Source organism: Gracilimonas qinghaiensis, from assembly GCF_046602855.1.
Classification (GTDB): Bacteria; Bacteroidota; Rhodothermia; order Balneolales; family Balneolaceae; genus Gracilimonas.
The window spans coordinates 1,466,720-1,486,826 of record NZ_JBKINJ010000001.1; the positions used below are offsets into that span (position 1 = coordinate 1,466,720).

General features: G+C 44.1%; 9 protein-coding genes. All 9 read right to left on the bottom strand.

Annotated features, from left to right (window positions below; translation table 11 throughout):
- Positions 1-18 precede the first annotated feature (18 nt).
- Positions 19-9,090 carry a hypothetical protein gene (locus tag ACKGJO_RS06515; protein WP_411322603.1) on the bottom strand — a complete coding sequence of 3,024 codons (9,072 nt, stop codon included), beginning with the start codon at positions 9,088-9,090 and terminating at the stop codon, positions 19-21.
- Positions 9,091-9,099: 9 nt separating this feature from the next.
- On the bottom strand, positions 9,100-10,278 hold the full coding sequence (locus ACKGJO_RS06520; RefSeq protein WP_411322604.1) for a hypothetical protein: 1,179 nt from the start codon (positions 10,276-10,278) through the stop codon (positions 9,100-9,102).
- Between the two features lie 141 nt (positions 10,279-10,419).
- Positions 10,420-11,256: a LysM peptidoglycan-binding domain-containing protein gene (locus ACKGJO_RS06525; protein ID WP_411322605.1), complete on the bottom strand. Its 837-nt coding sequence runs from the start codon at positions 11,254-11,256 to the stop codon at positions 10,420-10,422.
- Positions 11,246-11,797 (bottom strand): glycoside hydrolase family 108 protein, encoded by a 552-nt coding sequence (locus tag ACKGJO_RS06530; protein ID WP_411322606.1) that lies wholly within the window; start codon positions 11,795-11,797, stop codon positions 11,246-11,248. The genes ACKGJO_RS06525 and ACKGJO_RS06530 overlap by 11 nt, the downstream gene beginning before the upstream one ends.
- Positions 11,797-12,135, bottom strand: a complete 339-nt coding sequence (locus ACKGJO_RS06535; protein WP_411322607.1) for a hypothetical protein — start codon at positions 12,133-12,135, stop codon at positions 11,797-11,799. Before ACKGJO_RS06535 ends, ACKGJO_RS06530 begins: the two co-directional genes overlap by 1 nt.
- A gap of 365 nt (positions 12,136-12,500) precedes the next feature.
- Entirely contained in the window at positions 12,501-13,658 is a 1,158-nt protein-coding gene (locus ACKGJO_RS06540; RefSeq protein ID WP_411322608.1) for a hypothetical protein, read from the bottom strand.
- Positions 13,658-19,405, bottom strand: coding sequence for a hypothetical protein (locus ACKGJO_RS06545; protein ID WP_411322609.1), 5,748 nt, complete (start codon positions 19,403-19,405; stop codon positions 13,658-13,660). Before ACKGJO_RS06545 ends, ACKGJO_RS06540 begins: the two co-directional genes overlap by 1 nt.
- On the bottom strand, positions 19,405-19,818 hold the full coding sequence (locus tag ACKGJO_RS06550) for a hypothetical protein (RefSeq protein ID WP_411322610.1): 414 nt from the start codon (positions 19,816-19,818) through the stop codon (positions 19,405-19,407). Before ACKGJO_RS06550 ends, ACKGJO_RS06545 begins: the two co-directional genes overlap by 1 nt.
- A complete protein-coding gene (locus ACKGJO_RS06555; RefSeq protein ID WP_411322611.1) occupies positions 19,815-20,066 on the bottom strand; it encodes a hypothetical protein in 252 nt (83 codons plus the stop codon). Before ACKGJO_RS06555 ends, ACKGJO_RS06550 begins: the two co-directional genes overlap by 4 nt.
- Positions 20,067-20,107 lie beyond the last annotated feature (41 nt).

Below are 20,107 nucleotides of genomic sequence, written 5' to 3' on the forward strand. Positions count from 1 at the left end.
TTTTTTGTCTATACTTTTTTAGTACCTCCCGTTCTGATCGACTTCGTTCATCGGAGCTTCAGGTAAGAGTCTAAGGGGTGGCAGGAACGTTCTTGCGGTGTTGTACATAAAGGAAGGTAAGTTCTCTTCACTTGTGTAATTACCACTTCCAACGCCTTTCGCTGTGTTGATTGTGTTTTCAATTAAACGCTGACCCATTGAAAGACCGGCTGGAGTTACATCCCCAAACCTTATCACTCCAGAAGAAACCGGCCCACCTAATCCGATGTCCATTGCTTCCGTAGCTGTCCTCATCCCCAATGCCCAAGTATATGCCGTCAAATGAGCTAAGTCTTTCTTGGCGTTTGGATCGGTAATGTACCCAAGATGGTATTGTTCTTCAGGTTTGGCGAACCTGTTGATTGCAACATCCCCTACCTTAAATTCGCCCGAACCATAGCCTTCTTTACGTAGCTCATCTTTGGCTTTTCGATTATCCCAACCCATTATTTCATTTGTGTTAAAGGCAAGGTACGCCATTGCTGTTCTTACTGACCATTTGTATACAGAGTTAATACCTGTGGCCATTAGTGATTTACCCAACGTATCTAACGCTAAGTATGGCATATCGTCAATGGCCTCTTGGCTGAACCCTTTCTTCTTCAAATACCCAATGCGTTTGTCGCCTCTTAATCGGCTCATCGTCATTACGTTAATCAGTTTCAACTTACTCATTGGACCGGTATCAGCGTTTTTAGCACCGTGTTTCGTGATCCATTCGTTTAAGGGGTTCAATCCTCTGCGTTTAACAATCTGTAAAGCTTGGTTAAATGAGAAGTTCCAAAAGGTAGTCAGGGTTTTCCCTGCTGTTGAGTGGAATCCTTCTGGACGCCATACCTTGTTCTTCCCGTGATATGTTTCGGTAGCTGTGTGAACAATCTTCTCAAAGATGTCTTCCATCTCTGCGTTGAGTTCAGGCATTTTACCGTCTCTCATATCCTTCATCCCTACTTCGAGTTCTTCAACGCCTTCGATAAATTTTTCGATCTTGTTTGAAGGAATACCGAGTAGTTCCATTTTGGTTTCGACGTCGTTTTTGGAAAGACCAACGTCTGTCCCGTCTGCCATCTGTTTTGACTTCTTAGCCATATCGATAGCTTCGTGAGCAAAGGCTACCCAATTAAGAGTAAGGTTGGTTTCGTTTTTGGACCTCAAGTTACCTAATGCAAGTCTCGGAACTATATTGTCTTGGACCGGAGACCCATTTACACGGATCGCTTTTGGTATGATCTTTCTGAAATCAACTTTATCTGTGAAGGTTTCCTGCCACGTTTTTGAACCACTTGCCAATGTACTTGCGGATTTGTGGCGTAATTTTCTTCCGCCTAACACTCCAGCGAATTTCTGTTTGTCATCAAAATCAGCAAAGGTATCGTCTATTCCAGAAATGATGTGGTGTCTTTTAGACATGTCGATCAGGTTATTTAACTGAGATGTGGAAAGTGAATTCCCGTACATCTTACCTGTTGACTTATAGCTCGTGTGGATGGCTGTAGAAATTAATGGCTGGACTGTATCGAGAAGTGAAATGTTCATTGAGTACATACCGTACAACATACTTCTGTAAGCCTCTGAAAGTTGTTGGGCCATCATCCTGTTCGCTATAAACGCTTTCTTGTCGGTAGCTGTCGCCATCTCTGGGACAATGTTACCCACTGCGTTGTATGCTGTTCGCATTCTATCGACGATCGTTGAGGCGTGTTGAGAGTCGCCGGTTATTTTCGTCATCTCCGCTTTCATCGGTTTGAAGAATTCGGACTGTAACGATTTCGAATCGAACACACCTTCTTGCATCATTCTAATACGGAAGTTTGTGTCTCTCGCGTACCGGTCAAGGGTAGAGCGAATGTCGGTTTCAATAAATTTATGATCAATGTGGAACTGTCGTGGACGGTCCAAAAAGTTAGAGTTCTTGGAAAGGCCAGACGTGGACACATAATCGTAAAAGTCTTCAATGTGTTTCGAGTTCGCGTACTCAACGATGTTGAATGACCGTACATCACCTTCGGGGGTTTTATACTCCATTGAAATATCGTCAAGGTTCTTGATCACGTATCTTTTAGCTGACTGTGTGGACCCGTCTTTTCCTTTGACGTCCACGATACGTTCTTCGATCATATCTGCTTGCTTGAGTCTGGCAAGTAAGGTCGCGTTAGGGTTGGTGTCGGCTTCAATCTCTGTAAGTTCTCCGAGTCGTTGGAAGAATCGTTGACGAAGATCGTTGGGAACCCCATCACCATCTAATTCCAACATCTGTTTTATTCTGGCTACTGCACTCTCTTCAGAGTCAAACATCTGATCGGTAAGTTTACCGGTTTCTTCATCAAAGACTTTAACGGCATCGTTGCCACCATTAAGTTCAAAGATGGAGTCCTTCAGTTGTTTTTCGTACTCTTCTTTTCCAAGTTCAGCAAACATCTTATTGTTCTTCTTACCAGCAAATATCTGAGGGAAGTACATGTCTTCTAAACCAGACGTAGACTTGATCCTCATGTTTCGGATGGTGTTCAGTCTTTTTACTGACGCATCTTTCTTTCTGGCTCGACGAAGTAGTTTCTTTACCGTCTTGTCGCTGTGTGCTTTAATATACTGACTCCACGATCCCTCAAAGTGAAGGTAAAAGTCCGTCAACATCGTAGCGTACTGACCTTCGGTGAATTGGTAATCATCTACCTTCAGGTCCGTCTTATCTAATCGTGCTGACTGTATGGCTTTTCGTTCTGCGTCCAACAGAAGACCGTTACGTTTTCTAATGATCTTCTTCAATGGTTTCCTCATAGACTCGATCATCTTCATCGCTCTTTCGTCTTCGAGTAGTGCATTGTCAAGTTCACGGGCAATACCGGTCTCATCGTTTTCGTACACTTTCTTGACCGATGGGGTCATCTCCAACTGGCGCATTACGCCATCTGAATCACGTCCCAATTTGGAATTCATGAGTCGGAAGATTCCTGCGTTGAACGCTTCCAATTGTTGAGCTTCCAATTCTTTACCGGAAGACTCTAATTTAATGATGTCAGAGAATCGTTTGAACTCTTCGTTGAAAAACTCATTGAACGAATTGGTCCCGAACTCTTTCTCGAAACTGTCCTTAAAACGGGTCATCATTTGATGACGGGCTGTCGGCATACCTTCCAAGACCTTCACAAGTCTCTTAGCGGTTGGAGAGCCTGATCTTTTTGCTGTGGTCAATGTAGACTGTGTCCAGCTACTACTCATGATCATATCGATCGCTTTGCCTGAATTCTTCGCCATAAGGACCGCCTTCTCGATAGAATCGACGGCACGTTTAAACAACGGGTCTTTACTGGAAATGGTAACTCCCAATGCCCGTCCTTTATCTTCCAATTCTTTACCGTCCGCTTTCAGGGTGTTCTGTAGTCGAGGGTCATCAAGTTTAGTTTTCGCTTTCTTAGCGAATCCTTTGACCCCTGTGGACACCAACTTGTAGGACTTGGGTGCGTACCTCATCCATCCCTTTCGGGCGAGTCCTGCGCCAATTAGGGCCATTACCATTCCGCTCAACCCAGCGCCTTCCATCTCGCGCTCATCATACTCAAAAGCACCTGATTTCTCGGACAACGCCATTATGCCAAGACCAGCCGTCGTCATTGCGAATGGTTTATAGATACCGGTCTTATCCATATCAACCAACGTGGCCTTACCAACGGCACGTCCGGCGGGGCCGATGAGTTTAACCATAGCTTCTTTTCCGCCTGTCAGCACTTTTTGTACCTTATAGTTATTGAAGACGTCTCCCATCCCCATACTTATGGTGTCCCCTGTTTCCACGTCGTTAGGGTCCATCCGTTTTGCTTCGGACATTTTACTGGCCGGTTTGCTGTTTGTCGTCACTGGCTCTTCAAAGTCAAGAGATCGGATTTGAGAAAGGATTCGTTCGGGGATGCCCATGCCTTCAAGGTCTGTTAGTATTTTTTCCTTGTCGGTCATTTTCTTACCATTACTTCCACCGGCACGGTAGGAAGGGGATTCGCCGATTCTCTCTATCTTAGACACATCTTTCAGATTGGTATTCAAAGCGTTCGTTGCATCCATGACTTGATCTTCACCAATGGTTGCGTATACCTTTTCTCCTTTGTGTGTGAAACGGATGGAATCGATGTTGTCGTTGACCATCTCGTCTACGTTTCTACTGGTCACCGCGTTCTTCTTGGTAGGTGTCATCGCGTCCATTGATCTTTGGATGTTTGCGAAAAACTCTCCGCTCGGATCGGGTTTCACCACGAAACCACTTGCACCGGTAATCGGATTGTCTACTTCTACCATTGACACACGTTGTAGTGTACCATTCTGTGTGGCCAATTCGTTAGGGGAAATGTACCGATAGAATGGGTTCATCTTATACACACCATCGATCTTAATGAGTCTGGTCGAAGGCACGGTCTCGTCCAACCCACCGTTCGGGTGTGTCGGTTTCTTGTTGACTAAGAAGTGGTCAACTGTACCATCGGCGTTTTGTACATAGTATACGTTTCCTGTCGATCCACCTTTCGAGGAATCGAATTCACGGACGGCCCTTGATTTAGTGAGCTTCGTAAAGTCGGTCGCAAGAGACCCACCAAGATTAAAGGCGATCGTTTTAGCTTGTTCAACCGTTTCAGCAACTTCGCCAATGGCTCTTAAAAACGTTGCTTGTATCCCTGTTTCTTTTAACGCCTCGTCTTTCTTCTTTGCTCTGTTGACGGAAGCCTTGTAAGACTTTTTCTTGCCGTCTTTCAAACGTTTGTTTAGAGTTTCTACCTCATCCGAAAGTTTTTCTTCGAACTCGATTTTCGTCTGGTTAGCTTCGACTTCTTCTCTAACTTCCTGTAGTTTCTTGAACACTTTCTGTTCAGCTTTAGGATCGGTCTCGTCAATGTCGGAAGAAAGTTTAGCGATCCGGTCAACCAAGAAATCCCGTGCAGATTTAATGGCTCCTTCATTGTATTTACTAATGCCGGAGGCCATCGAAGGGGTGTCAATAATATCTGACAACAAGGTTGCTCTCGATGACAACGCGGACACATCGTCCATATTAATCATCTCACCATTCTCATCTTTGAACCAAGACTTCTTAGTGTCTGAAAGCTCTTCTACTTCTTCGAGTAGTTTCTTTGAATGGTTAGTTTTGCGTTCAATGTGATTTAATGCGGTAGCGACTTTTTCTAATTCTTCTGTCGCCTGTTCAGCTTCTTTGCCTGTTGATTTATGTATCGTTGTTTGAAGCTCTTTGGCTCGGTTCTCTAATTCGTTGGTTGTCCTTGAAAGATCGGAAGGGTCTTTGTACCTCTCGTTCCCTTCAAGGTATTCTGAAGCGGTCTTAGTCTCTTGTTTAACATCGTCGGTAGTTTTGACTCTACCTCTGGCGTCTCCCTTGACGGAAGCGAACTTCTTGCGACTTCGCAAGAATTCCAAGACGTTGTTCAATCTTTTGATTTCGACCTCTAAACGTTGGGCCTGTTCAGGATCGGACTTTTCAATGGTTCTTGTTTTGTTCTCAATTCGTTCACTGACCTTTTTAATGGCTCCCTTAACTTGTTTAGGGTCTTGAAGGTCAACTTCACCATCGGGGTCGATCTTAGTTTTGAAAGCGACTTTACCTTCTGTCAATCGCTCGTCGAGTTTCACCTTATCTATGTTCTTACTCAGTGGACCATTGGCTTCTTCTTCGGCTTTACCGGTAATTTCACCAACGTCGTATTTCTCTCTGAATGTGTTTCCAGAAGGGGTTTCGACGATTATTTCATCGCCTTCTATTCCTTTCACGATACCGCTTCCTTTTGGAGAATGGTAAGGTTTACCAAACTTATCGAAGAAAAACTGGTTACCGAGTTCATTATCTATTTCTGAAGGTCTGTTACTTTTGGTAAAGGCTTCGAACGCTTCTTCTCTGGCTTCTTCGGTGAATTTTTGGGACGTCTTTCTATTCAACCCACCAATCAGATCGTTCATCCAATCCTTTCCTTTGGGTTCAACCACTTTAAACTTCCCGTCACCGACGGATTCGACTTTAGCGTTTGGGATCGTGTGGGCCATTTCGACAGCCTCACCTTTCGTCATGTACTTCGAACCGGCTTCTGTTTGGTGGAGTTTGTACTCTATGCCGTCCACTTTTTTCAATTCAGAGATGAAACCGTTGTACGTTTCTTCATCCATTACTTGCGACATCTTACCAGACACTTCTTCCCAAAAGTCATCATACATTTTGTCCGCCATTTCATCGATAGCTTTCATGTCCTGATCACCTTTGGATAAGGTCTTGTCGTAGTCTACTAAGGTCTCTTTGATACGGGTACGTAAATCTTTTACGACCGGTCCGAGATTCTTCGTAAACGTATTGGCAAGGTACTCTGGACTGTGAGACCACGCATCGGTTGTTCTTGATACTCCCTTAGCGCTCTCCTTCAATCCTTCTTTTAGGTTTTTGACTGGTTCGTCGGTCATGCCGGAATTCAAGTATTTGAAAAAGGCGATGGTATCAGATTGGTACACTTTGAATGGATCATCAGTTTTTTTAACACCTGTTACCCCGTAATCCATACTCTTAAACTCACCGTTCTTAATGAGTTTTCCCATATTAATATTAGCTCTCGCAACTCCAAGTGCAGAATCGAATAACACCCCAAGAGCTTCATCTGCTAAAACACTGATCCCAATTTTAGTAAGTTTCCCGCCTAACGAATTACCGTGGCTTTTGTACCACCCTTCGGTGTCGGTTTCGTATCCTGCGTAATCGGTCGCAACGTCAACAAACCCAGAACCAAATAACGACTCTGAATCTTGGTATTCTTCATCTGCGAATGTGCTGGTGATTTCGAACAACGCTGTACCTGTGGTAAAATCCAATACGTTTGACAATGGGTTGTTGCCGTTCCTTAATCCCGTTGCCAATTTCTGCATTTTGGACCCAGAGTTCTTGTACAACATCGCTCCCGTTTTATCTTTAGGGAGTTTTAAGAATTTTGCGGATGTGGAGAGGTTCTTCGATTGTCTCAAGTCAGACAACGCCTTCATTGCTTGGGTTGCCTTTCTGTTTTGAATTGCTTTAGTCAATCCTTTCCCAATTTGTTTATTGGCGGTTCTACCGCCCATTTTTAATCCACCGATGAACCAAAGCATTGGGGTTGCGATACTCACACCTTTTTGAGTCCAGCTATCTGTAAAACTCCAAAGGTTGCCGTCTTTCATGTCCCGAAACTGTTGGTACATGACGTCAAAATCTTTTCTTAACTCTTTCGATGTTTCAGCTTCGCCATTTTTAAATAGATTGGCCGTTTTCTCGTACAGGTCAGCCCCTTCACCGAGCATCGCATATAACTTCTCTCCGGCGAACTGAGCGACCATTTGACTGGTTGCATGAGTAAAGGTACTCAACACGTTCTGCCCCCACTGTAGACCACTCTGGTCCAATTCGTACGCCACTTCAACGTTGCCGTTTCGTTGGGATAAGGGTTCGTCTGAAGGAACTTTTTGAACATCGTCTTCGAGAATGACTTCTCGTACAACGTTACCATTGTCGTCGTACGTTCTCTCTACTTTATTTACGTAAGAGTTGTTGAAGAATCTTCTTTTTTCTTCGTCCTGTACTCTCCCCATTCTGTTGGGTTCAAGAATTACTTCCGCCCCTTCTTTCCGTATAACAGTTTTCAACGACGACCGTTGATCAAGAATGTCCAATGCGGTTTGAACCATTAATGGGGCTTCGTCCATTTTCACGCGGTATTCCATTTGGCCTTCGCCAATTTTTCTCGCACCACCATTCTTAAACGAATATCCGGCCACCGTTTTAAATAGATCGTCAACACCAAATCCGGCTTCACCATCTTCCACAAATTTGGAGAGGTACAGGGTCATCATTTTGTAATTCTCAGAATCACGAAATGCGTTGTCTGAAGAGTTCGAAATTCCATTCACGAATTCTTCGGGTGTTGTTTCAAGTTTCTTCGCCATCGCTTCGTACGCTTTGACTGACTTAAATCCTATACCACCCCCTTCTAATTCTTCGGGTTTAACGTCAGCGAGGTCTTCAGTGTCCGGTGTCTGGCCAAAGGTCATCTCAAAAAGCCCCATCATCGCTTTCGAATCTACAGACTCAAATGGTCTATCTTTGGTTTCTTTCGACGCAAACTCAGGATGCTTTTCGTCGTACCAACGGCGTGAAAACGCATTGTGGTTATACTCGTTAGCTTTTTTAGGAACGAACGGTTTGAACTCGATGTCTTTAGCTGTTGAATCAACATAATCGTAAGGGGCGATGCCTTCCTTATTTTCTTTGGTCAAGTAGTCAAAGGCTGTACGTGCTGTGGACGTTTGTTCCTCGTACGGTTTGTCTGGATCATACATAGTCGCATAATTCAGATATTGGGTGAGTCCTTCCTTGTTGTACTTCTCGTACATCAAAAAGGCTTTTGAATATTCTTGCGGGTTCTGTTGTTTGGCTGTAGGGTCGAGGAAACCAACGTTGTGGGATTTGTTCAACTCCCTGTCAAACTCTTCGATCTTGTCTTTCATCAAAGACCCATAAAGTGTAGAGTCTGCACCGATTTGGTCTCTTAATGCAACATCGTCAATTGATAGATTGTTGCCGTCAACATACTCTTCGTACTTATCTTTGTTACTAAAGATAGTCGTTTGAGGATTGTTAATGAGGGGTTCGTTATTGTCAGTTCTTTTTGTTCTCAGGGAACTTGAGATCGTAGTGGCTACGTCTTCGCCTGAATATGTGGTACGGGTAACAAGACCTCGTAATTCGGCCTTAGTGGTATTGAAGAGCTTTCCTTTATCGACCTCAGTTGTGTCGGGCATCTCAGCCATCTTATTGTTCACCATCGAAGAAGTGACCGAATCAAAAAAGTTACCGTTCGTTCTCATCTGGTCCATAACGTAGGTGGGATCAAGACCAGTCGCTTCGGGAACGAATTGTTTTATGTACTCGCCGATCTGTTTGTCCTCGGCTGTGTATCTTTCTTGGGTTGGTGTTGGGTCTTTCTTTTCAACGTCATTGTGTACAACCGTACCTTGAGTACCGCTACTTTTTTGTTGATCGTTCATAAAATGGGGTTACGTTAAATTGTTAATGGTGAGGCTTTCGAATACTGATGGCATTTTCTTGGGGCCAGCCATAGAGGTTGGTTCCCCTTGTTCTTCGGCTGGGTTGTATAGATAACTGTTTGGGTCAGAATCGTTGACCGCTTTATCTCTTGGGGTAAGTTTCATTTGGTATATCTCATCAATAGACATGTTCGGATTCGCTCTCTGATAAGACTCGACGATTTTCGAAAGGTTCTCCATCCTTTCTCTAACAAGACTGTATTGTGTCTGTATCTGTTGTTGTTCTGTACTTAAATCTGTGTAACCGCTAAGGTCGACCGTCAAGTTGTTTTCTAACGTCGAATACCCTTTGTAGGCGTCCCCGATGGTTTTGTTCTGAAAATCGAACGTGACTGCACGCGCACCTTCTTCGTCGGTGGCTGGTATGTCGATGGAGACTGGTTCTGAGGTTGACACGTTTATGTACTTGTCGAGAATGTCCATATTCTCTATGTCCATATCGGGACGGTCATCTAAAATTGCGTTACCATCCATCACATCTTGAGCGAATGGAGCGTCGATTCTCCCTGTCTTTAAAATGTCTTTCGCTTTTTGGTGGTAACGTTCGTACGGATAATACGTTGTGGTACGCCCTGCTGAAATGTCTCTAACGGGCATAGGTTCTCCGCGTCTGCGGGTGTTTTCTTTGTACTCTACCTGTCCGTCTACGGTGTTTTTCAATTCATGATAATCGGCCAACTCATTATTCAATTGGTCCATCGTAAGGGCTTTACCGTCTTCAAAAATGTTTCCTCGTACTCTGATCTGTACACCGGCGTCTTCAGTATAAACGGGTTCATATTCGACGTCCATCACGTTTAACAGGTCGCCGTGTTTGTTCTCTAACTCTTCTCTAATGTCGTCCATCGTATCACCCAAAGAAGACCCTGAACCAGAGTTAGTGGTTTGTTCCCGTAACATGTCCATTTCGTGTTGCTGGCGGTCTTCGCGATCGTCGATACCGTCTTCAAGTTTGACGTCGTACCGATCTTCGTTGTAGTCACGCTCGTCATCAACCATTTCTACACGGTCTTCCTGTTGGGTCTCGTAGAAACTCTCTTTGAATTTCTGACGAGTCTTCTCGATCCCTTCCTGAAAAGCTTGGGAGTCTTCCTGCATACCTTTTTGGAAGTTCTGTTTCGACTTCATTAACGCTTTCTGTCGGGCGAATTGTCGCTCTTCTGCTTCACGTTGTTTCTTTTCTTTAAAGCCTACAAGAAGATTGTCCAGTGCTGGGGTCAGCCTGTCTACGTATCCTTGATAATCAGGTGTTTTTATAGCCATTGTCGTTTACCAAATTTTAATAAGTTGTCCTTCTGCCAGTGAGTTCGGATCGTCGAGAGAATTGTACTTGGCGAGTTCGTCGACCGATACCCCGAATTGTGTTGCGATCCCACCTAACGTATCGCCTTCTGACACGCGGTGTGTGTAATCAAAGTCACTGTTGGACCCTAACAATTCTTCAACACCTTTAGACGAAAAGATGGTGTCTGCGTCTGGGGCGACATCTGTGATGGCTTTACTGTTTTTATTAGCATCGTCTACGTACTTGTTCGCCACTTTGTCTTTGGAAGGTTCGGTTGGTTTTCCACCGCCACCACCGCCACCACCGACTCCATCTACAGGTTCTTCGTCTTTGAACATGAACTCGCTAATGCCAATACCGGCTACCTTACCAACAATATTAGCAAGGCCGGATTTACGGGCGAGGTCTGCATCTGCTCTGGCTGTTTCTCTGGCGATTTTGTTCTGATCTTTCTTCTGATCAATACGTGTGTACTCTTGACGAAACCGTTCTTTGGCTTTGTCTTCGGCCATCATGTCTTTGTTCTGAATGTCTTGTTCGGCTCTGGTCATTTGCTTATTGACATTTTCGTTGAGCCTGTCGTTGGAAGCCACCGCGACCGAGGCGTTGGTTCCTGAGTTACGAATAGACTTCTCGGCCCGTTCCCTGCCTTCGCCAATGGAAGACTGGTACTGGTCCCGTAAGCTTTCTTTCTTACGGTCATCTAAACCAACAAGGTCTTTTCTATATGAGTTAAGCAACTCCATATTTAAAGGAAGTTGCGGGGCGTTTTTATATGCTTCGTCTGGGTCGGGTAAAAGCCCGAATAAATTAAATGCCATCTATATGTACTCGTTTAATCCATCCGCGGATGAATGTTTCTAATTCTTCGTTTTTCTCGCTTATGTCGATGTAATGTTTCATCTGATACCCATTAAGTAAAACCTCTACGGAATGTAGATCGTCTTTATCGTACAGAACGGCGAGGGCGTTCAAAGTCTTACTTCCTATGTCTCCATCTACTATTAAATTCTTATATAAAGTCGCACGTCGGTTCAGTAGATTCAGTGTTTTTTGTAACCATTTAGCTACTCGGTTTGGACCGGCGTTGACTCCTGACTCGAACATCTCTTTGGCGATCTTGGGATCGAAAGCGCCGATGTTGTCAAGGTTGTTTACGTCCCAATATTTTCTTTTGTATACGGTTCTTGCGAAGTCTAAATTCAGATCACGCATGTCACCACTGAAGCCATTTTCTCTGGCAACGGATTCGGTGATACCGTACATCGTTTTCCCACCTGAGTCGTATGGGTTATCTACGTAACCGCCCTCGACCAAAATTAAATGATCGAAGGCATTACGAAAGACTTCTGCTGAAAACATTATGCGCTGTCTTTAGGGTTTTCAGGACGGGTGACTGACTTCATGTTAGGCTCTTCATCCATCAACTCTTCCACAGTCGGTTTGCCTTCTGTCTGTGGGGCCGGTTTATCTTCGGCTTCTGGTCGTTGTTCTTGTTGTTGTTTTTGGATTTGGCTTTGTCGTACCGCTTGGTTGTAATTAAACAAATCTTGACGGATCACTTGAATACTCTGATTCAATTCTCCGGCGTCGTCCACATCTTCAAAAGAGAAGTTTAGATGACGTTTGCAAATTTTTTCCATACGATTAAGTGCAGATAAGCCTTGCACTACTACTTGGGGAATTTCTTGTTCACTCATAATTGTTCGTTGGTTGAGGTTGGGTTAACGTTGGAGGTTAGATTTAAAGATAAGGAGTTGTGTCGGGTATTCATGAGAATACCCTTACAACTTTACGCAGTTTGTTCTGTAAAAGCGTTCGCGATTTGGTCGCGTGCTACTTGTGCTCGTTCCGCGGTCTTGGACACTTGCATAGTTTCTGCTGAATCCACTATTGCGAGTGCTTCTACTTCTGCGTTGGTTTCGTCGTATTTAAAGACAGTTTTTTCGTACTCGCCGTTTGTACCAGTCTGTCCTTCTACGATGATTCCGTTCGATGCTACTTGTATGTTTACCATTTGTCTGTTGTTTTAGGTTTGGAGGTTAAAAATGTTTTAAAAGTGTTGTTAGTAAAACCCATCATCACGACCGCAAGATGTAATGGTAGTTGTAATTGATTCTCCCATTCCCGTTTCCCCACTATAATAAGCGTATACTCTAAAAAACACAGTATCGCCATCTAAAACGACATTACACACGTCAAAAGTGTAACTGGTTGAAGAACCCGACAACCCTGTAACTAAATTGTTGGTTATCGATCCCCTTATAATATCGATCGAATAACTGGTTGGGTTCCCCATTTCAGGCGTGTTCCAACTAACTTGTGAAAATTGTCCTCCATCTAAAAACGTAACGTTTGTTGGGTCGGGAGAGAGCGGGGCCACGTAATCCATCGTTATTGAAGCGCTTATTCTCGTATTACTCGTGAACGTATTGCCTGTTACCGTTACCGTGTGCCAAGTTTTGTATCTAACCGTATCATTATTACCAAAGCTCGAAGTGTGTGTACCAGTCTGGCCACTAACCGCTGTAAAGGATTGTAACGCCCCCCAATCGGACCAACTTCCGTTTGAATACCTTTGCCATTGAATGTATGTCATACCGTCTTCTCTATTCGTCCAAGTGGCTTTCGCATTCGTAACACTTAAATCCGGTTGGTCGATATATATGGGATAAGGGTTGTCTGGATCAGGGACAGCAACGGAAGAATAGGCGTTTACTGTTTCAGAAGAAAAATGATCATTTAAGTTCTCGTTAAATTTATTGAAATACCTTATCCTCAAATAATACCTTGTGTTTTTCTTAGGCATTTGTTGAGTTATGTTTTTCGTTCCTCCCGATGTGTAAAGGTAATAATAACTATCATCCACACTTGAAGGAACCGCCGACCCACGAGAATATTCCCAAACGTCTACTATAACCGTTGTATGATCGTTGCCTGTGTTGGGGGGTGGTACTGAACTCAAATTAAAAGATACGTCTATGTACCCATCCAATGTTGCCGACTCACTTGCGGAAAGTGAATTTGCTGTATAAGACGGTTTTCCGTATCCGGCAAAAGCGTCTCTTCCGTAACTATTTCCAACACCAAAAATGAACTCACCCATAGATTTCAAAGAACGCGCTCCAGAAGGATAACCTCCCATAGAGTGTATATACGCTAACGTATTACTCCCAAACTCTTGAGCTATTCTACTTCTCGCGGGATTGCTTGGTATAGCCATTATTTTCTTCCTCCAAGTTCATCAAATTTATGTTCCAACATTGCTACCCTTCCTCTTAAATCAGCGATAAGGTTCGTTTGTATATCAGTTGTTTTTGTGAATGCCCTATTCAATTCGCTAACACCAGAAAGGGCGATTGAACTAATGGAATACGATGACAAAGTGAATATCTCACCAAATTCATCGTCCTGACGAACGTTAACTAAATCCCTATCGTACTTCATTATGTCTTGTGCGATGATACCATACTGAGGATGTTCTAACCCTCTCTTATTGTATTTATAAAGTCTTACATAATCCGCAATATCTATTGCACTATGGGGGACCAAATTGCTTTTTATTCTTCTATCGGAAGGGTCCCTATGGTCGTCGGATTCTGACCTACCATACACCCGAACCCCGTAAGACATTGTCCGTAGTCTTTCCCCACCATTTTCAAATAAACGAATGTAGGGTCGAGATGAACTTGTTATAAGATACATTAAAGCGTGATTCGTACCTTGTGGGTCCTCCCCTTGAAAATAAAAATTCCCTCCTGAATGATTATAATTTTTAATATAAAGATGTCCTCCACTATGCCAAAACCTTTGATCTGCATGAGTACCAAAACGAACGTTTTTCCCATCTTGCCATTCGGTGTGTCCATATACGGTATCGTCTGCGTTGGACCTTAAAAAACCACCACTACTGATCCCGTCTAACAGGTCAGCATCAAGCCCACTTCCTGCGCCATCGTTTCCTTGATGCCAAATTTTGTTTCCAGTAACACCATTAATATATGCTTGTCCGTTTCTTCCAACTGAAAACCATACTTTACCGCCACCATCCACGACTCTAAACCACCCATCATAATCGTAAGCGGTCTCCAATCTAACGTCGTAAGAAGAGGAACCGGAATTGTCTAATATTAATCTGGAATCCGAACCAGAATGTATTCTCACGTCACCGTTGAATCTTGCCGAAGACTGTACGTAAAACGTTCCACTTCCACTTAATCTCGTAAACCTTAAAGTTCCACTGCCATCGATATAATTACCCCATATAGAAGAACCATCATGTTTCCAAAAAATTGCATCTCTGTCTGTTCCCGTCGTCCCATCTAAAACGAGACGAGAACCGGCCAAATCAATTATCGGTTCGTTTCCTACGATGGAAAAATTACCTCTGTAAAAATTACCATTTACTGTAACATTGTTAGCGAAGTAAGCATTTGCGCTGGCGTCGATCAACGTAGTTATGTTGTCAGGGTTCCCTGAATTACTATTTGAAGACGCCACTTGAACTCCACCTTCACCACCAATGTAAACTACTTCACCGCCTTGAGAAAATTGCATCTCTCCGGCCTCGATGTACATTTGTGTGCCTGTACTGTTGAGTCGGTAAATGGAAAGTGTTGTAGGAACTTGAGAGTTCGAAATTGTTCCGCCCACTTCAGAAAAGTTTGGCCATCTTGTCGTGTAGGCTGGTTCGCCTGTAATGTCACTCCACGGGTGAGTGTGTCCGGTATCAGCTTTAGTTGCGGGGTTGAAATTACCAGCATCCCACACTTCATTCCCATCATATATCAAATCGTTGTTCGCAATGGTCAACGAATGGTAGCTGTTTCCATCGTACAATTCCCACCATACCGCAGTGTTGTTTCCTGCGTCATCTTTTCCGTACCAATGAAGGGCAGAATAGTTTGTATTTCTGACTCGTGCGTCTGCTTGAATATGTGCTCCTGTCCCAGCATCCCAATACATAGTGCCGTCGAACCTTGCACTATTGAAACCGATGGTCCCCCCAAAGTTACTATGGGTGTGTCCAGACAATGCGTAACGCCCATCACCCCACGTAGTATCAAAACTGATCGTACCTGATCCAGTACCGTTGTATCCACCGGACATTCCGCTTATTCCAGTACCAAAGTAAAGACCGGAATGGGCGTGACCGGTATCAGACTTGGTCGCGGGGTCGAAATTACCTGAATGCCAAACCGTAGCGCCGTTTATTTTAATGTTGTGATCAAGTTGTAGATATTGGGGATCGTCATGTTCTACCCACATATCAACGGCAGTTAAACCTCCTAAATGGAAACTCATTGAAACCGATTCACCTGACACCGAAGAAGGGTTGTACAATTCAAATGTGTTGTTATTATATGCGGGTGTTCCTGTGACAGCTTTTTGTATGGTCACTGAATCACTAAAAGTACCACCCGTTTTTGGCATATACTCAGAATGACTATGTCCCACAACAGCGTAGTTTCCAAGATCAGTAATATCCGCTTCCGTGTGGCTGTGTCCTGAAAGCGCGTAATTGCTATCCAACATAGAATCGGTTATTGATCCTACCGGAATATCTGAAGTTGTAATGTCGCCTGTCTTACCGAATACGGACGAAACGGTTGTTGAAACCTGTCCGCCACCACCAATGGATTCTACGGTGTCTGCACCGATTCTTCTGAATATACCATTAGAGTTAATGGCGATCGTGGTGTTCGTCTCTTCGTATGTAATGCCTGTTAAGGATACCTGACCGTAGTCGGCAGTCTCTTCAGTTTTTATAATTTGGACACTTATGTAATGTTCTTCTACGTCAGGTAACGCGCCATTGATGGATTCCCCGTTGATGTTGTTGGTACTGAACATAAACTGGAAATCGTCTTGGGAATAGATGTTGATCTCTCCCCTTTTAAACTTAGTGATGTTGTCATTAATATCTCTGGTCACACCCAACAACTGAACTCTTATTTCCTTTATAACTGAACCGTCTGCTTGGCTCATATCCAAGTTGTATTCGTACACAACGTTGGCTCCGTCGGATACTATAGTGACTTCTTGTGTTTTTCCTACAGATGATATGTAAGAAGTGTTGTCGGAAGGGATGTCTAAAACCCCGTTAGTCCCACCTACTACCTTACCATTGGTGTAACTTTTAATGGCCGGTGGTATTCCGTCGGGTCTGATCGACAACACGTCTTTCAATTCAGTACCAAACATAGCTGACATCTTAAACTCTGGTTTAGAACTGTCAAGTCCTATGCCACCAGCCGTTGTAGTTGAATCGATTGTGTTAGTGGCGATCCCCCAATTGGCAATGGTCGCTCCAAGTGCGGTAAGGTCAGCAACGTTAATCTCATTGGCTGTTATAGCGTTCGCACTGATCTCGTCGGTTGTCAGTGTTTTATATGCTATCTCCGTAGCGGTTATCGTTCCCGCTGTGATGGCGTTCGCTGTGATGGAATCTACGGCGAGTTCATTGGCTGTTATCCTGTCTGCGAATGCGTTGTTTACGAATAGGTTATCTAAGAATCCGTTTACTGCCGTGTACTCATTAAAGAATGCAGTGGAACCGACAAGATTTCCGACGCTAATCTCGTTGGCTGTTATGGTGTCTGTAGCTATCTCATTAGCTGTAATAGCGTCAGCCAGAATTTCGTTTGCGGTAATGGCATCTGTGGCGATTTTATTTGTTGTAACGGCATTGGCAGAAATCTCACTTGCGGTGATTGCTCCAGCACCGATTTCACTTGCTGTAATTGTACCTGTGGCGATCTCGGTTGCGGTAATTGTCCCCGCCGAAATTGCACTCGCTGTTACCGCGTCAACGGCAATTTCGTTCGCTGTTATCCTGTCGGCGAATGCATTATTGACAAATAGATTGTCTAAGAATCCGTTAAGGGCAGTAAATTCATTATAGAAAGCTGTGTCACCAACAAGGTTTCCGACGTTAATCTCGTTGGCTGTAACTGTACCTGTTGCGATCTCTGTGGCCGTGATTGTGCCCGCAGAAATTTCATTTGCGGTAATGGTGTTACTCGCTATCTCGTTGGCCGTAATTGCGCCTGTTGCGATCTCGGTCGCTGTAATTGTCCCGACGTTGATTTCGTTAGCGGTAATTGCGTTACTCGCAATCTCACTTGCTGTAATGGTCCCTGCACTAATTTCACTGGCCGTGACTGCACCCGCTCCGATTTCGTTAGCTGTGATTCGGTCTGCGTATGCGTTATTGACAAAGAGTTTATCTAAAAATCCGTTAAGGGCAGTGAATTCGTTGAAGAAGGCAGTGGACGCGACGAGATCATCGACACTGATCTCACTGGCGGTGATTACATTGGCCCCAATCTCACTGGCCGTAATGACACCGGCCCCGATTTCACTGGCTGTTATAGTACCTGTTGCGATCTCGGTCGCTGTGATTACACCGGCTCCAATTTCACTGGCGGTGATTACACCCGCACCAATCTCACTGGCTGTTATCGTACCTACTGCTATTTCGTTTGCGGTAATTACATTAGCGCCGATTTCGCTGGCCGTAATTGTTCCGGCAGAAATGTCGTTCGCTGTTATCCTGTCCGCGAATGCATTATTGACGAATAGTTTGTCTAAGAATCCGTTAAGGGCGGTGAACTCATTTAAAAATGCCGTAGACGCCACGAGATCGTCCACTTGTATATTGCTGGCAACGACCGCATCGGTAGCGATCTTCGGAGTAGTTATCGCATTGTCAGTTATTTGTGTACCTGTTATCTGTCCGGTTACATCGGAGGCCGAAACTTCTTTGGTCCATTCGATGCCGGTATCTCTGTATAGTGTATTGTCTGTACTTAATAAGACAACTCTTCCTGCGTTCCCTGCGGTTGGTAACGCGTCTACCTTTTCAATGGCAGAAATGTTTGATGCAAAATTATTAAGACTAACTGACCCTGCGGAATCGGCCAATTTATTGTTTAATTGTGTCTGAAGGTCTGGAAGGGTGGTTGTGTTGAGTGTAGAAATGTCAGATTCGTTGGCCCCTATTCGTGTGTCAAGGGCCGGTATCGTAGTGATCTCTAAGGTAGATATGTCCGATTCGGTCGCGTCGATCCTTCCGTCCAGTGCGGGTATCGTAGTGATCTCCAAAGTGTTTATGTCGGACTCGTTGGCTCCTATCCGTGTGTCAAGGGCCGGTATCGTAGTGATCTCTAACGTATTAATGTCAGACTCAGCAGTCCCAATCCTTCCATCCAATGCGGGAAGGTCTACAGTGTTGAGGGTGTTGAGTTCACTGTCGTTGGCTCCTATTCGCGCGTCAAGGGCGGGGAGATCAACGGTGTTCAATGTGTTGAGTTCGCTGTCGTTATCGGCGATACGAGAGTCCAACGAAGGAAGAGTAACATTGTTCAACGTATCCAACGTACTATTGTTGGTCTGTAGTTGAGAATCTAAGTTAGGTAAGGTGACTGTCTTCAGTTCTGACAAATCCGCCTCTGCTCCGCCTAACCTATTGTTAAGGTCTGGAAGCTGAACGTTGTTTAGATCGTTAAGTGATAGTTGATTGGCGTCAAGCTGAGACTGTAAATTAGGTAGGGTTACAGTTTCGAGTGTCGCAAGATCACCATCGAGTTCAGTCAAACGAAGATCAAGGGCTGGTAAATCCACCGTATTTAACTGATCCAAGTCCGCTTCAAGTGCTGGGAGTTGGATGGTGTTCAGATGTCCCAAATCTGCTTCAAGGGCCGGAATCTCGACGTCGTTAAGTTGGTCAAGTTGTGATTGTAACAGGGGCAACTTGTTTGTGTTCAGATCGGCAAGGTCAAGCTGTAGTTGATCCAATTCGCTGTTGATACCATCGATCCCAACGTCACCCCCGACAAATGTAGCAATGTCAGAAACCGATATGACCGATAGGTCGCCGGTTGCTGAATAGGTGATGAATCTGTTTGAAGAAGGTATGCTATTGACTAACGCTTCTTCTAATAAATCGATTTGGTCTAATACAGGCATTACTTCTTAATCGTTAGAAACTTACCGCCGATCGAAAGAAAAGCTTGGTTTTTAAGTTCAAGTAAGAACACTTTTCCGACCGCGCCGTAATGGTTAAAAATTCTTGTAACTTCGACAGGTATGGTAAGTGAGGAAGAATAGGATAAGAAGGACGTCTCAGGAGAATCAATCAACGAGTTTGCGAAACTCTCAATGTCAATAGGGTCTTCCGTGACAACGCTACTAAAATTAGCAACGCCTAAAGCTGTACGAAGTGTCCCGTTGGTAGAATTAACAGGACTGTTAGTTAAAGAATCAATGATTGAAAAAAACGTAGCGATGTTTGATTCAGTTGTTTTAATCCTTGTAGGTTCTGTCCCGACTAAATCAGAAAGTTCTGAAGTGGAGCCGGTCACTGGTAAATTTTGTATCATTCAAATTCGTATGGGTTGTCCCCGTAATGGACACCAACTTCTTTACTGACAACAACTTCAGGTGTAAAGATTTTCAAAAAGAACTCGCCAAGAGGCATCGCAGGATCGGACGATAAGTATAGTGTCGTTTCCTGATCGATGGGTCCGGCTATTTGGGTAAGACCAACAGGGTTCAAGTCAAACTCTTGTCCATCGGAAAACGCTGAAAACGACAAAGTCTGTCCTTCAACGTCGACTTTTGGTGTCAACTTAATTGGTCTTTTTGTTTCGCCTGTGTAAAGTTCGAGAG